We start from the raw sequence: 13,855 nt of genomic DNA, 5'->3' as shown, positions 1-13,855 counted from the left end.
GCAGGCTGTACGGGGTCGGGCTCGGGCCCGGCGACCCCGAGCTGCTCACGCTCGCCGCGGTGCGGGCGATCGAGGGCGCGGACGTCGTCGCGTACCACTCGGCCCGGCACGGGCGTTCCATCGCCCGCTCGATCGCCGCCGGGCACATCCGGCCGGAGCAGATCGAGGAGCGGCTGATGTACCCGCTCACGGTGGAGACCACCGACCACCCCGGCGGCTACCGGGGCGCGCTCGACGACTTCTACGCGGAGGCCGCCGAACGGCTCGCCGCGCATCTCGACGCGGGCCGCACGGTCGCCGTGCTCGCCGAGGGCGACCCGCTGTTCTACGGCTCGTACCAGCACATGCACAAGCGGCTCGCGCACCGCTACGAGACGACCGTCATCCCCGGTGTCACCTCGGTGAGCGCCGCCGCCGCGCGGCTCGGCGAGCCGCTGTGCGAGGCGGAGGAGGTGCTGACGATCGTGCCCGGCACGCTGCCGGAGGACGAGCTGACGGCGCGCCTCGCGGGCACCGACTCGGCGGTCGTGATGAAGCTCGGCCGCACCTTCCCGACCGTGAAGCGGGCCCTGGAGCGGGCCGGGCGGCTCGACGACGCCCGGTACGTGGAGCGGGCGTTCATGGCGGGCGAGCGCACCGGGCGCCTCACCGACGTGGACCCGGAGTCGGTGCCGTACTTCGCCGTCGCCGTGCTGCCGTCGCGGATCGACGAGCAGCCGCCGGTACGGGAGAAGGGCGAGGTCGTCGTGGTCGGCACCGGCCCGGCCGGGGCGCCCTGGCTGACCCCGGAGTCGCGCGGCGCGCTGGTCAACGCGGACGACCTGGTCGGCTACACCACCTATCTGGACCGGGTGCCGGTGCTGCGGGCCGGTCAGCGGCGGCACGGTTCGGACAACAAGGTGGAGTCGGAGCGCGCCGAGTTCGCGCTCGAACTGGCCCGGCGCGGGCGGCGGGTGGCGGTGGTGTCCGGCGGCGACCCGGGCGTCTTCGCGATGGCCACGGCCGTCCTTGAGGTGGCGGCGGAACCGGCGTACGCCGATGTGCCGGTACGGGTGCTGCCGGGCGTGACCGCGGCCAACGCGGCCGCCGCGGCGGCGGGCGCCCCGCTCGGCCACGACTACGCGACCGTCTCGCTGTCCGACCGGCTCAAGCCGTGGGACGTGATCGCGGGCCGGCTCCGCGCCACGGCCGAGGCGGACCTGGTCCTGGCCATCTACAACCCGGGCTCCCGCAGCCGCACCCACCAGGTCGCCGCGGCCCGCGAACTGCTCCTCGAACTGCGGCCGCAGGAAACCCCGGTGGTGGTGGCCCGCGATGTCGGCGGCCCGGAGCAGTCGGTACGGATCCTCACCCTGGGCACCCTCGACCCGACCGAGGTCGACATGCGCACCCTGCTCCTGATCGGCTCCTCGCAGACCCGGGTGACGGAGCGGGCGGACGGATCGACGATCGCGTGGACGCCGCGCCGGTACGGCTGACCCGCCGAGCCCCTCAGGGGACCTGGCGGGTCTGACGTACCGTCACATCAGAGTCTCTCAACGGGTGAAGGTGCCGAGGCCCTCCGCGTTCAGGTACTCCACCGTGAACGACTTGCCGTCCGGGGTGAAGGTGACCCCGGTCGGGCCGATGGCGTTCTCGTTCGCCGTCTCGAAGCTGAACGTGTCGCCGTCGTAGTGCGTCAGGCGGTACGACTGGTGCTTCGGGCCCAGTTGCAGGGTGAGGGTGCCGTCGGCCGCGGACAGGACCTCCGCCGGGCCGTAGTAGTCGTTGCGGTACGTGCCCGCGTAGGTGTCGGCGGCCTTCGCGGGCGCGGCACCGGCGGGCGGGTGGGCGAAGTCGGTCTTCGAGCGGAGCGCGTCCGTCTGCGCCTCGTACAACTGGTTGACGAGCGGGATCCAGTCGCGGCTGACCTTGCCCTGCTCGGCGATGTCGAAGAAGTCGAGCGCGACGGCGTCGGCGACGCCGACCGGCGAGCCGTTGGTGAGGACGACGATGCCGAGCTGTTCGCCGGGCAGCATCGTCACGTTGGTGTGCGCGCCGAGCGCGAACCCGCCGGTGTGCGACAGCTTCAGGCGGCCCGCGTCGTCGTAGCTCACGTTCCAGCCGAGGCCGTAGAAGCCGGTCCTGGCGGCGGGGGCGTGCGGCGGGTTGGAGATGGCCTCGGGCCAGTGGGTGCGCTGCAGGGCCTCGGCGTCGATGACCTGCTTGCCGTCCAGCTTGCCGTCGCCGAGCTGCAGTTTCACGAAGTTCGCCATGTCACGGGCGGACGAGCTGACCCCGCCCGCCGGGGTCTGGGCGTCCGGGTCGCGCACGTACTGCGCCTTCCAGGTGCCGTCGGCGGTCTTCACGTGGCCCCAGGCGCGGTCGGAGGCGTTCACGAAGTCCTGGAAGCGGGAGCTGGTGTGGTTCATCCCGGCCGGCTTGTAGAGGGTGTCGGCGGACAGCTTGTCCCAGGAGACGCCCTTCTCCTTGGCCACCGCCTCCGCGGCGGCGGTCAGGCCGAAGTTGGTGTAGGCGTAGCTCGCCCGGAACGGGGTGAGCGGCTCGTAGCGCAGGTGGGACAGGATGTACGCCTGGTCGTAGCCGAGGTCTTCGAGCAGGTCACCGGCGTGGTCGGGGAGGCCGCTGCGGTGCGAGAACAGGTCGGCGGCCGTCATGTGCGAGGTGACCCACGGGTCCTTCAGCCGGAAGTCCGGCAGGTTCGGGGCGATGGGCTTGGTCCAGCCGTCGACGCCGACGGCGCCCGCGACCACGGTGGAGGCCACCGGCTTGGACACGGAGGCCAGTTGGAAGACGGTGTCGGGGTCGACGGTGGCGTTCTCGCCGACCTTGCGGACGCCGTAGCCCTGGAGCTTGACCACCTTGCCGTCGTGGACGACGGCGACGGAGACGCCGGGCACTCCGGTGCGTTTCATCGCGGCCTCGACCACGCCGTCGAGCTGGTCGACCGCCCGCTGCACCTGGGCGTCGTCGAGCTGGGCCGGGGGCTGGGCGGGCGGCGGGGTGGGGCCCGGGGTGGGGCCGGGAGCGGGTCCCGGGGCGGCGGCGGTGACGCCGAGAAGCGCCGTGAGTCCCGCCGCGGCAAGCCATCGAACGGTGCTCATGTCTCCATTCAAAGTCCTGCGGCCGGGTCTGTCGCGCGCTGGGCCCAGGCGGCGGCCTCGGCCGGGCTTTCGACGGCCGGCACGCCGTCCGGGACCGGCGGTCGGCGGACCACGACGACCGGGACGCCCGCCTCGCGGGCGGCCCGCAGTTTGGGCGCGGTGGCGGCGCCGCCGCTGTCCTTGGTGACGAGCACGTCGATCCGGTGCCCGGCGAGCACCTCCCGCTCGCCTTCGAGGGTGAACGGGCCGCGCTCCAGGAGGAGTTCGGCGCGGGCCGGGAGCGGCACGCCGGGCGCGTCGACGGAGCGGACCAGGAAGTGTTCGGGGCGGTCGGCGAAGGCGGCGAGGCCGAGGCGGCCGGTGGTCAGGAAGACCCGGCCGTCGGGTCGGCACAGCCCGTCGAGGGCCTGGGCGGCGGCGTCGAGCGAGGGCACGGAGTGCCAGTCGTCGCCCGGCTCGGGTACCCAGCCGGGGCGGCGCAGCGCCAGCAGGGGAACATGGGCGGTGGCGGCCGCCAGGGCCGCGTTGAAACTGATCCGCTCGGCGAAGGGATGGGTGGCGTCGATGACCGCGTCCACGGCGTGCTCCCGCAGCCAGGCGGCGAGCCCGTCGGCCCCGCCGAAGCCGCCGATCCGCACCTCACCGGCGGGCAGCCGGGGGCTGGCGACCCGCCCGGCGAGGGAACTGGTCACCCGGAGCGGGGGCCGCGCACCGGGCTCCCCGTGCAGCAGCCCGGCCAGGACGCGGCCCTCGGTGGTGCCGCCGAGAATGAGGATGTGCGGCACGCGCGGCACGGACGGCACGGACGGCACGTTCGTGGCGGGCCTGGCGGGCCTGGCGGGCGTGGCGGCCATGGGAGCCCCTTCATGAGCACGGACGGCGGGCGGGAAGCCCAACTGAAGCACACCGGTCTGCGGCCCGGCTGGACGACCGGTGCCTGTGCGACGGCGGCCACGACCGCCGCGTACACGGCGCTGCTCACCGGCGATTTCCCGGACCCGGTGACGATCACGCTGCCGAAGGGGCAGACCCCGGCGTTCGCGCTCGCCGCCGAGGAGCTGACGGCGGACGCGGCGATGGCGGGCGTGGTGAAGGACGCGGGCGACGACCCGGACGTCACCCACGGGGCGCTGATCCGCTCGACGGTACGGCTGCTGCCGCCCGGCTCCGGGGTGGTGTTCCGGGCGGGCGAGGGCGTCGGCACGGTCACCCTGCCGGGGCTGCCCCTTGAGGTCGGCGAACCGGCGATCAACCCGGTGCCGCGGCAGCTGATGCGCGAGCACGTGACGGCGGTGGCCGTGGCGCACGGCCGGGCGGCGGCCGACGTCGAGATCACGATCTCCGTCGACCACGGCGCCGAGATCGCCCGCTCCACCTGGAACCCGCGGATCGGCATCCTCGGCGGCCTGTCGATCCTCGGCACCACCGGGGTCGTCGTGCCGTACTCCTGCTCGGCCTGGATCGACTCGATCCGGCGCGGCGTCGACGTGGCCCGCGCGGGCGGCCTCACCCATGTCGCCGGCTGCACCGGCTCCACCTCGGAGCGCACGGTCCGGAGCCTGTACGACCTGCCGGAGATCGCCCTGCTCGACATGGGGGACTTCGCGGGCGCCGTCCTGAAGTACCTGCGGCGCCACCCGGTGGACCGGCTGACCGTCTGCGGCGGCTTCGCGAAGCTGTCCAAACTGGCGGCGGGCCATCTGGACCTGCACTCGGCCCGCTCCCAGGTCGACAAGGCGTTCCTGGCGGACCTGGCCCGCGCGGGCGGCGCGCCGGAGTCCCTGGCCGCCGAGATCACCACGGCCAACACGGGCCTGGCCGCCCTCCGCCTCGCCGAATCCGCCGCGATCCCCCTCGGCACCCTGGTCGCCACCCGCGCCCGCGACGAGGCCCTGTCGGTGCTGCGGGGCGCGCCGGTGGCGGTGGACGTGGTGTGCGTGGACCGGGCGGGCGTGGTGGTGGGACGGTCGGCGGTGGCGGGGCCGGGGCGGGGCCGAGTGGTGGGCTGAGCCGCGAAGAGTCGATCCTCGCCCCATGTCCTCTGCGATGCTGGAGGCCGATCGAGAGGGGCCGCAGCGATGCAGTGGAAGATCCACGGGGAACGTCCGATCTACGAGAACAGCTGGGTGAACCTGTGGCTCACCGACGTCGAGACACCCGACGGGAACCGCTGGGAACACCACGTCGTCAAGCTCCGGCACCTGGCCGTGGCCGCCGTCGTCAACGAGCGGCGTGAGGTGCTGATGATGTGGCGGCACCGCTTCATCACCGACGCCTGGGCGTGGGAGCTGCCCATGGGTCTCGTCGAGGAGGGCGAGACGCCGACCGAAGCGGCGGCCCGTGAGGTGCTGGAGGAGACCGGCTGGCGGACCGGATCGATCAGGCCGCTGATCTACGCCGAGCCGGCCAACGGCATCACCGACTCCCAGCACCACGTCTTCCGGGCCGACGGAGCGACGTATGAGGGTCCGCCGACCGAGAAGAACGAGTCGGACCGGATCGAGTGGATTCCGCTGGCCGACGTGCGGGGCATGATCGACCGGCGGGAGATCGTCAGCAGCGGCTCGCTCGTCGGGCTGCTCTACGTGCTCATGGACGAGGCGATCCGCTGATCTGACGGGGCAGCGCTTCCCGGAGCCGGGATTCGAAGGCCACCGCCGCCGGTTCACGACGGAAGGGCTCCAACTGCTCGTAGAACTCCCGCAGATGTCCGGCGACTCGTTGCGAGCTTACGGCCGCCGCCGGGGCCAGAGCATCCATGGCCGTGTGGCACGCCTCGTCGAGTTTGCCGCGTTGGAGCTGGGTGCGGGCGAGCCAGAAGGCGTGGAAGGCGCGACCTCGGTGGTTCGATGCGTGTTCCCGCCGGAGGGCGTCCGCGATGAGGGGTTCGGCCAAGGCGGCTTCGCCCAGGCGGCCGTGCGCGATGCCGGTGTCCACGATCAGCTTGGGTTCGTCGAAGTAGGCGACCCAGGCCGGGTCCGGATCGCCCGTGCCGATCCGTCCGAACTGGGTGTGGGCTTCCGAGATCGCGGTGTGAGTCGCGCCGTGGTTGCCGAGGGTGGCGTGAGCGAAGGCTTCGCGCATCGCGAGCATGGCCAGCACGCGCGGTGTCGTCCCCACGGCCGTTCGGGCCTGGTCCTGGGCGGCCGTGACGAGTGCGAGGGCGTCGCCGGGCTTGTCCTGGTAGGTGGCCTGAAGGCTCATGCAGGCGAGGACGTTGGCCATGAACTGGCGGTCGTCGATGGCCTTGGCCAGACCAAGGGATTCGGTGAAGTAGGCGCGTGCCTGGTGGTACTGGCGGGCGTCGAAGTAGGTCCATCCGGTGAGCCGGGCCAGCTCGGCCGCGACGCCGTGCAGGCCGTCCCGCAGAGGAGCCGGGCGCTGCTCCTTGAGGAGGTCGACGACGTACCGGAGCTGTCCAACGACGGCCGGCCGTAAGGTCTCGCCGCCGTGCTCGTCGTCCCGGCGCCAGTAGTCCGCGATCGACGAATGCAGCGCGTCCAGCGTCGAGGCACTGAGATCCCGCTCGGCCGCCAGGGCGAGGATGCTATCGACGTCCGCCCCCGGTAGTCCGGCGGCCAGTGGTTCGACGGCCGAGGTCGGCACCTCGACCGGTTCACGGGGCGTGACCGTCAGGCTGGGTGGCGTCTCCCAGGAGCGTCGGGCAAGCCCGAGCATGTGTCCTGGGATGCGCAGTCCGTCCGAGATCCGTTCGATCACGTCCATGTGCAGCAACTGCCGCCGTCCGGCGATCACCTCGCCCACTCGGCTCGGGGTCAGGTCGCAGCGGCGCGCGATCATCCGGATGACATTGCGGGTCTCCCGAGACTCCGGCCAGACGTGGGGGCCGCTCACGGAGGTACGCGTGGGTGAGGACCCGGTGGCCCCGGAGAACCCGGGCCGCTACCCGCCGTGCGGCTGCCCCCGGTGCTCGCAGCAGGCTCGGAACTCCGTCGCTTCCTTCCGGATGGTGTCGTGATGCGGTGCGTGCACTGGCGCCGGGTGCCCGTCGACCTGGCAAGGGAAGCGCGGGAGAAGTCGACCGCCCCGTACATCGACAGGGCCGTGCAGTGCCAGCTGTCCTCGCACCACGAAGGTGAGCACTTCGGTCTCCTCGCCGACGCCGGCGCGTACGGAACCGCGCTGTGGCTCCGCTGGCACGGGGCGGACGAGGCGGAACCTGTCGTGCTGCCGGACTGCCCGGTGACCGCCCCTGGTCCTGACGGTGAGGGCTGCTGTCTGTTCGCCGACCACGCCAAGCAGCACACCTGGGAAGACGCCCTGGAGGAGGTCTCATGCACCAGCTGATCGCGAGCCCGCGCAAGACCCGCCACTGTCGCTCGCCTCGCAACGAGAGATGCGCGGACTGCGGTGGCAGCGGTGCCGACTCGTCCGGAAGAACCTGCGGCGCCTGCAACGGCCTTGGCGAGATCCACTGCCGCGCAGGTCGCCAGGAGTCCCGTTCGCTGTCCCGCTCCGTGAACCTGAAGGAGGGCCACGGATGGCCCACGCTCTGATCGCCTCCCCGTTCCTCGACGGACACCTTCTCCTCAAGCCGGGAGCACGGGCCGGTGCCCGCATCTCCGCCGACCACTTCGAGGGCCTGCGCCAGGCCGCCACCGACGGTGACTCGCTTCCCACCTGGGCGGTGCGGACCGCCGCCGACGTGTGGGGGCTGGACCTGGGTGGCCGGACCGCGCAGGGCACCGTACTGGTCCGCGAGCCGTCCCCGTACGGCTACTGCCGGGCGTCCTGGGAGATCAACCTCGGCTGCAACTTCGGCTGCAAGCACTGCTACCTCGGCGAGCGGCCGTTCTCCGGCCTCGGCTGGGAGGACAAGGTGCGACTGCTCGACATCATGCGCGAGGCCGGTGTCCTCTGGCTCCAGATCACCGGCGGCGAGCCCACCATGGACCCCCACTTCCAGGGCGCCTACCGGTACGCCTGGCAAGCCGGGATGATGCTCACCATCTCCACCAACGGCTCGCTGCTCTGGCGGCCGGACCTCCTCAAGCTCTTCCAGGACTGCCCGCCGTACCGGCTGGTGGTCAGCATGTACGGGGCGAGCGAGGAGTCCTTCGACACGCTCACCCAGCGCCGCGGGGCCTGGAAGGCGTTCCGGCGCGGCATGGACGCCGCACGCGAGGCTGGCCTGCCGCTGCGCATCAACGTCGTGGTGACCGAGGACAACGCCTCCGAGGCCGACGAGATGGCCGCCCTCGCCGACGAGTGGAACGTCGAGAACCACGCGTACACGAACATGACGCCCACGATCTACGGCGGCGGAGAGCCGCTGCTCGCCCAGTCCGCTGCCCACCTGCGGCAGCGCAAGCCGTTCGCCGGGTGCAACGCGGGACACACCTTCTTCCACGCCGACCCGCACGCCAAGGTGTCGATCTGCAAGGTCGGCCGCGACGACCAGATCGACCTGATGGCCGAAGGCATCGACGGCCTCACCCGGCTCGGCGCCATCGCCGACCGCCTCATGCTTCGCACCGGTGGGTGCGAAGGCTGCGCCCTGTCCGGCACCTGCCGGGTCTGCCGCCCCCTGGCCAAGCACTACCAGGAGGCGAAGGCGCCGCTGCACAGCTACTGCCAACACGGAGACAAGGAGAACGCCTCATGACCCCGCCCGTACCTGTGACCATCCTCCCCGGCCCGCCGACCTCGGCCCGCCGCGCGGCCCCGCCCGTCGCGACCGCGTCGATCACCGCCGTCCAGGACCTCGACGTGATCGTGGAGAGCGCGGAGTGCTCCTGCGATGCCGGTGACGACAACCCCCACTGACCGCCACGATCCGGTCAACTCCGTTCAGGCCCCGGCGTACTCGCGTCGGGGCCTGAGCCCTGACCGGCTCACCGTTAGGGTGCCGCTCATGTTCTTCCGCTGGGACTGGCTCAGGCCCCAACTGGCCGCACCGATCGTGCCGACTCTCGGTCCCGTCCACCCCGACGCCTTGACCGTCGGGATCTTCGAGGACGTCCTGCGAGCGGCCGACACGGGCGACTTCCTGCCCTACGACAAGGACCGGCGCTGGGGCGGACAGAAGGACGAGAAAGTCCTCCGCGAGGACGTGGTGCACCAGCCCGCGCACACTCTCATCCCCACCTTGACCCGTCGCGGACGCGGCACGGTGAAGGTCTTCGCCTACGGGCTCCGCGACAGCGGCGTGGAGGAGGCCGCCGAGCTGGCCGCCAAGCTCGCCGTCGCGCACGAGGTGGCGGGCGCCCGGGTCGTACGCCCCCTCTGCCCCGAGACCACACACCCTCACGGCACCCGCATCCAGCTGAAGGACTTCACCGTCGACCCCTGCCCCGACCCGGGAGGTCCGGTCCGGTCCGTCACCGCCTGGCCGGTCGCCGTGCAGAAGACCTTCGCCCCGTTCGCCGAGGCCATGGCAGGCGATGGCCTGGCCTTTCTCCACACCCACATGCAGACCGGTCGGTGCGGCCCGGTCCTCGCCGCCGTCGTCGAGGACCGCATCGTGGGCGCGATCGGCCCCCTGGAGGTGCTCCCCGATGCCGTCGGAAGCCCTCAACTCATGCCCCAGTACTTCGCTGTTCTGCCCGAGGTCCGAGGCCAGGGCCTCGGCCGCGTCCTGTGGCGGGCGGCGATGCACTGGGGCCAGACCCACGGCGCTGCCTATCAACTCCTCCAGACCGAGGTCGACGGCCCCTCCGACCGGCTGTGCCAGGCCGAAGGCCTCGATTCCCTCGGCTTCACCCACACCACGACGGTGTAACCGCCCTCCGGGACGCGGGGGGGGGCTGAGCCCTACAGGTCCTCCGGCAGCAGGCGGAACGCCGGGGGGCCGGTCAGGGGACGGATCATGCGGAAGTGGCGGTCCGAGGTGAAGAGGGTGTCGGTGCCGTGGGCCACGGCCAGGGCCACGTTCATGGCGTCGGCCAGGCCGATGCCCCTTGCCGCCGTCCGCGTCCGCGTTCGCGTAGCCCTCGGCGACCGCGATCGCGATCACTCGGGACCGCCCAGGTCGGTGGGAGCACTCAGATCGGCCAGATCGGGCAGGTCGAGGACCGGCAGGTCGATCTCGCCCATCGGATCGGTCGGGTACGGCGGGACGCCGGCGCCGATCGGCACGACGCGGGCCACCGCGACCCCGTTCCTCGTCACGGTGACGGTCTCCCCACCCTCGGCGGCGGCCAGTATCCGCGAGGACTTCCGGTTGAACTCACGCGCCGTGATCTCCATGTACGACATGTTCCTACCGGTTCCTACCGGGCTCGCCGCGTGCGCGCCGGACGGACCGAACCTAGGCTTGCCAGGGCAGGGCCCCAGGTCCCCAGGACCCCACCCCCGGAGGGAGACCCCGATGTCGAAGCGTGGCAACAAGCGGCGGGCGCGGAAGAAGAAGGGCGCCAACCACGGCAAGCGGCCCAACACCTAGGGCACGCCCTAAGGGCCCCCACCCCGCAGGACCCGCTCCACCTCGCAGCACCCGCTCCACCCCCGACCACCGGCCCGGGGCCGCCTCAGCAGACGTGGCGGTCGCGGGCCGGGTCGTAGAGGTGGCTGTCGCGGAACTCGGACGCGGCGAGCGTGCGGCCGACGACGATCACCGCCGTCTTGGTGATCCCCGCCGCCTTCACCTGCTCCGCGATGTCCGCGAGCGTCCCGCGCAGCACCAGCTCGTCCGGGCGGCTCGCCATCGCCACCACCGCCGCCGGGCACTCCTCGCCGTAGTGCGGCACCAGCTCGCCGACGATCCGGTCCACGTACCGCGCGCCCAGGTGCAGCACCAGGAGCGCGCCGCTGCGGCCCAGGGTCGCCAGGTCCTCGCCCGCGGGCATCGGGGTGGCCTGCTGGGCGATGCGGGTCAGGATGACGGTCTGGCCGACCGTCGGCACGGTCAGCTCCCGCTTCAGCGCGGCCGCCGCCGCCGCGAACGCCGGAACCCCCGGCACCACCTCGTACGGGATCCCCACCGCGTCCAGCCGCCGCATCTGCTCGGCCATCGCGCTGAACACCGACGGGTCGCCCGAGTGCAGCCGCGCCACGTCCTGGCCCGCCTCGTGCGCCGCGACGATCTCCGCCACGATCGCGTCCAGGTCGAGCCGCGCCGTGTCGACGAGCCGGGCGTCCGGCGGGCACTCGGCGAGCAGCTCGCGCGGCACCAGGGACCCCGCGTACAGACACACCCCGCACCGCGCCAGGGTCCGCGCGCCGCGCAGCGTGATCAGGTCGGCGGCGCCGGGGCCCGCGCCGATGAAGAAGACGGTCATGACTGGGTCGAACCCTTCGTTACGGACCATTGGGTGACCGGCATGGCCTGCCGCCACCCGGTGAAACCGCCGACCGGCACCGCCGCGGCGACCGCGAGCCGGACCAGTTCGCCGCCGTGCAGGCCGTACCAGCGGGCGAGCAGCGCCTCGGACTCCAGGGTCACCGTGTTGGCGACGAGCCGGCCGCCCGCCGGGAGCGCGTCCCAGCAGGCGTCGAGCAGTCCCGGCGCGGTCAGGCCGCCGCCGACGAAGACCGCGTCGGGCGTCGGCAGTCCGGCGAGCGCGGCGGGCGCGGCCCCGGTGACGACCCGCAGCGACGGGACGCCGAGCGCGGCGGCGTTGCGGGCGATCCGGTCCGCCCGTTCGGCCGACCGCTCGACCGCGATCGCCCGGCAGGCCGGGGCCGTGCGGTGGGCGCGCAGCCACTCGATGCCGATGGAACCGGAGCCGCCGCCGACGTCCCAGAGCAGTTCGCCGGGGGCCGGTGCCAGCGCGGCGAGCGTCGCGGCGCGCACGTACCGCTTGGTGAGCTGCCCGTCGTGCTCGTACGCCGCGTCCGGCAGCCCCGGCGTGACGCCGAGCCGCACGCCGCCCGGGTCGCGGACGCAGTCGAGCGCGAGCACGTGCAGCGCGTCGGTGCTCTCGTACGGCCAGTCGGCGGCGGTCCCGTCGAGCAGCCGCTCGGCCGGTCCGCCGAGCTGTTCGAGGACCCGGATCCGGGTGCCGCCCCAGCCGCGGTCGCGCAGCAGCGCGGCGACCCTGGCCGGGGTGCCGGGGCCCTCGCCGAGGACCAGCAGCCGCCGTCCGTCGTGCAGGGCGGCGGTGAGCGCGTCGAGCGGCCGGGCGACGAGCGAGACGGTCTCGGTGGCCTCCAGGGGCCAGCCGAGCCGGGCGCAGGCGTACGCGACGGAGGACGGGTGCGGGTGGACGGCGAGCCGGTCGGGGCCGAGCAGTTCGGCGAGGGTGCGGCCGATGCCGTAGAACATCGGGTCGCCGCTGGCCAGGACCGCGATCCGGCGCCCGGCGTGGGCGGCGAGCAGGCCGGGCACTGCGGGCCGCAGCGGGCTCGGCCAGGGCACCCGCTCGCCCGGGCAGTCGGCGGCGGGCAGCAGGTCCAGCTGGCGGGGGCCGCCGATCAGCACCTCGGCGGCGCGCAGGGTGCGGCGGGAGGCCACGGCGAGCCCGTCCCAGCCGTCGGCCCCGATCCCCACCACGGCTATCGCGCCCACTCCGGCTATCGCGCCTGCCACGCCTGTCCCGTCGTTCACGTGCGGGACTCTACGTGGGTGCGGGGGAATAGGGCGCGGGGTGGCGCCGTTGACGGTGACAGTTTAAGATTCAACCAAAAGCGCACCGCGCCCAGCGGACCTTCGAGAGGTGAGCACGATGCAGTTCGGGATCTTCACCGTCGGCGACGTGACGGCCGACCCCACGACCGGCCGTACCCCCACGGAGCACGAGCGGATCAAGAACACCGTCGCCATCGCGCAGAAGGCCGAGGAGGTCGGCCTGGACGTCTTCGCGACCGGCGAGCACCACAACCCGCCGTTCGTGCCGTCCTCCCCGACCACCCTCCTCGGGCACATCGCCGCCCGCACGGAGAACCTGATCCTCTCCACCTCCACCACCCTGATCACCACCAACGACCCGGTGAAGATCGCCGAGGACTACGCGACCCTCCAGCACCTCGCCGACGGCCGCGTCGACCTGATGATGGGCCGCGGCAACACCGGCCCGGTCTACCCGTGGTTCGGCCAGGACATCCGCCAGGGCATCCCGCTCGCCATCGAGAACTACGCGCTCCTCCACCGGCTGTGGCGGGAGGACGTGGTCGACTGGGAGGGCAAGTTCCGCACCGCCCTCCAGGGCTTCACGGCCACCCCGCGCCCGCTCGACGGTGTCCCGCCGTTCGTCTGGCACGGCTCCATCCGCTCCCCCGAGATCGCCGAACAGGCCGCGTACTACGGCGACGGCTTCTTCGCCAACCACATCTTCTGGCCCAAGCAGCACACCGAGAAGATGGTCCGGCTCTACCGCCAGCGGTACGCGCACTACGGCCACGGCACCCCCGAGCAGGCCATCGTCGGCCTTGGCGGCCAGGTGTTCATGCGGAAGAACTCGCAGGACGCGGTACGGGAGTTCCGCCCGTACTTCGACAACGCGCCGGTCTACGGGCACGGCCCGTCCCTGGAAGAGTTCAGCCGCGAGACCCCGCTGACCGTCGGCTCGCCGCAGGAGGTCATCGAGCGCACCCTGTCGTTCCGCGACTACGTGGGCGACTACCAGCGCCAGCTGTTCCTCGTCGACCACGCGGGACTGCCGCTCAAGACCGTCCTGGAGCAGCTCGACACCCTCGGCGAGGAGGTCGTCCCGGTGCTGCGCAAGGAGTTCGAGAACCTGCGCCCCGCCGACGTCCCCGCCACCGCCCCACTGCACCCCGCCGTCCAGGCCGTCCAGGCCACGCAGGCCACGCAGGCCACCGCGGCCGTCCAGCAGAAGCAGGAGGTCTGA

16 protein-coding genes are annotated in these 13,855 nt (G+C 72.8%); 9 read left to right on the top strand and 7 right to left on the bottom strand.

All coding sequences use genetic code 11. The features are described 5' to 3' along the window. The first annotated feature begins 5 nt into the window (after positions 1 to 5). Positions 6 to 1,478: a precorrin-2 C(20)-methyltransferase gene (locus ACIPXM_RS22560; protein ID WP_401658491.1), complete on the top strand. Its 1,473-nt coding sequence runs from the start codon at positions 6 to 8 to the stop codon at positions 1,476 to 1,478. 57 nt (positions 1,479 to 1,535) lie between these two features. Here the strand turns inward: ACIPXM_RS22560 and ACIPXM_RS22555 are convergent, their stop codons facing one another. Further along, a complete protein-coding gene (locus ACIPXM_RS22555; RefSeq protein WP_401658080.1) occupies positions 1,536 to 3,104 on the bottom strand; it encodes a serine hydrolase in 1,569 nt (522 codons plus the stop codon). 8 nt (positions 3,105 to 3,112) lie between these two features. Then, positions 3,113 to 3,958 (bottom strand): cobalt-precorrin-6A reductase, encoded by an 846-nt coding sequence (locus ACIPXM_RS22550; protein ID WP_401658078.1) that lies wholly within the window; start codon positions 3,956 to 3,958, stop codon positions 3,113 to 3,115. Positions 3,959 to 3,970: 12 nt separating this feature from the next. On the opposite strand from ACIPXM_RS22550, the gene ACIPXM_RS22545 reads away from it, so the two are divergent. Together ACIPXM_RS22545 and ACIPXM_RS22540 are read left to right on the top strand one after the other, a co-directional pair. Further along, positions 3,971 to 5,113, top strand: coding sequence for a cobalt-precorrin-5B (C(1))-methyltransferase (locus ACIPXM_RS22545; RefSeq protein WP_401658076.1), 1,143 nt, complete (start codon positions 3,971 to 3,973; stop codon positions 5,111 to 5,113). Between the two features lie 69 nt (positions 5,114 to 5,182). After that, complete coding sequence (locus ACIPXM_RS22540) at positions 5,183 to 5,716, top strand: NUDIX hydrolase (RefSeq protein WP_401658074.1); 534 nt, start codon at positions 5,183 to 5,185, stop codon at positions 5,714 to 5,716. Here ACIPXM_RS22540 and ACIPXM_RS22535 read toward each other — a convergent pair. Continuing rightward, complete coding sequence (locus ACIPXM_RS22535) at positions 5,694 to 6,905, bottom strand: hypothetical protein (protein WP_401658072.1); 1,212 nt, start codon at positions 6,903 to 6,905, stop codon at positions 5,694 to 5,696. The genes ACIPXM_RS22540 and ACIPXM_RS22535 overlap by 23 nt on opposite strands. 177 nt (positions 6,906 to 7,082) lie before the next feature. Here ACIPXM_RS22535 and ACIPXM_RS22530 point away from each other — a divergent pair, with 177 nt between their 5' ends. The 4 genes from ACIPXM_RS22530 to ACIPXM_RS22515 all read left to right on the top strand — a co-directional run bounded on the left by ACIPXM_RS22530 (position 7,083) and on the right by ACIPXM_RS22515 (position 9,846). After that, complete coding sequence (locus ACIPXM_RS22530) at positions 7,083 to 7,412, top strand: hypothetical protein (protein WP_401658070.1); 330 nt, start codon at positions 7,083 to 7,085, stop codon at positions 7,410 to 7,412. 193 nt (positions 7,413 to 7,605) lie between these two features. Then, entirely contained in the window at positions 7,606 to 8,730 is a 1,125-nt protein-coding gene (locus tag ACIPXM_RS22525; RefSeq protein WP_401658068.1) for a radical SAM protein, read from the top strand. Continuing rightward, positions 8,727 to 8,891, top strand: coding sequence for a hypothetical protein (locus ACIPXM_RS22520; RefSeq protein ID WP_164494953.1), 165 nt, complete (start codon positions 8,727 to 8,729; stop codon positions 8,889 to 8,891). Before ACIPXM_RS22525 ends, ACIPXM_RS22520 begins: the two co-directional genes overlap by 4 nt. 88 nt (positions 8,892 to 8,979) lie before the next feature. Continuing rightward, positions 8,980 to 9,846: a GNAT family N-acetyltransferase gene (locus tag ACIPXM_RS22515; RefSeq protein WP_401658066.1), complete on the top strand. Its 867-nt coding sequence runs from the start codon at positions 8,980 to 8,982 to the stop codon at positions 9,844 to 9,846. Between the two features lie 32 nt (positions 9,847 to 9,878). Here ACIPXM_RS22515 and ACIPXM_RS22510 read toward each other — a convergent pair whose 3' ends face one another. Beyond that, on the bottom strand, positions 9,879 to 10,001 hold the full coding sequence (locus ACIPXM_RS22510; protein ID WP_401658064.1) for a hypothetical protein: 123 nt from the start codon (positions 9,999 to 10,001) through the stop codon (positions 9,879 to 9,881). Between the two features lie 75 nt (positions 10,002 to 10,076). Further along, on the bottom strand, positions 10,077 to 10,313 hold the full coding sequence (locus ACIPXM_RS22505; RefSeq protein ID WP_401658062.1) for a type II toxin-antitoxin system Phd/YefM family antitoxin: 237 nt from the start codon (positions 10,311 to 10,313) through the stop codon (positions 10,077 to 10,079). A gap of 121 nt (positions 10,314 to 10,434) precedes the next feature. Here ACIPXM_RS22505 and ACIPXM_RS22500 point away from each other — a divergent pair, with 121 nt between their 5' ends. Beyond that, positions 10,435 to 10,509 carry a 50S ribosomal protein bL37 gene (locus tag ACIPXM_RS22500; protein WP_372460710.1) on the top strand — a complete coding sequence of 25 codons (75 nt, stop codon included), beginning with the start codon at positions 10,435 to 10,437 and terminating at the stop codon, positions 10,507 to 10,509. A gap of 85 nt (positions 10,510 to 10,594) precedes the next feature. Here ACIPXM_RS22500 and cobM read toward each other — a convergent pair whose 3' ends face one another. Continuing rightward, positions 10,595 to 11,344: a precorrin-4 C(11)-methyltransferase gene (gene cobM, locus ACIPXM_RS22495; RefSeq protein ID WP_401658060.1), complete on the bottom strand. Its 750-nt coding sequence runs from the start codon at positions 11,342 to 11,344 to the stop codon at positions 10,595 to 10,597. Continuing rightward, positions 11,341 to 12,612, bottom strand: coding sequence for a precorrin-6y C5,15-methyltransferase (decarboxylating) subunit CbiE (gene cbiE / locus ACIPXM_RS22490; RefSeq protein ID WP_401658058.1), 1,272 nt, complete (start codon positions 12,610 to 12,612; stop codon positions 11,341 to 11,343). The genes cobM and cbiE overlap by 4 nt, the downstream gene beginning before the upstream one ends. Positions 12,613 to 12,730: 118 nt before the next feature. On the opposite strand from cbiE, the gene ACIPXM_RS22485 reads away from it, so the two are divergent. Beyond that, a complete protein-coding gene (locus tag ACIPXM_RS22485) occupies positions 12,731 to 13,855 on the top strand; it encodes an LLM class flavin-dependent oxidoreductase (RefSeq protein WP_401658489.1) in 1,125 nt (374 codons plus the stop codon).

Source organism: Streptomyces sp. NPDC090025 (genome assembly GCF_044748125.1).
Classification (GTDB): Bacteria; Actinomycetota; Actinomycetes; order Streptomycetales; family Streptomycetaceae; genus Streptomyces.
This window is presented reverse-complemented; position numbering and strand designations above follow the sequence as displayed.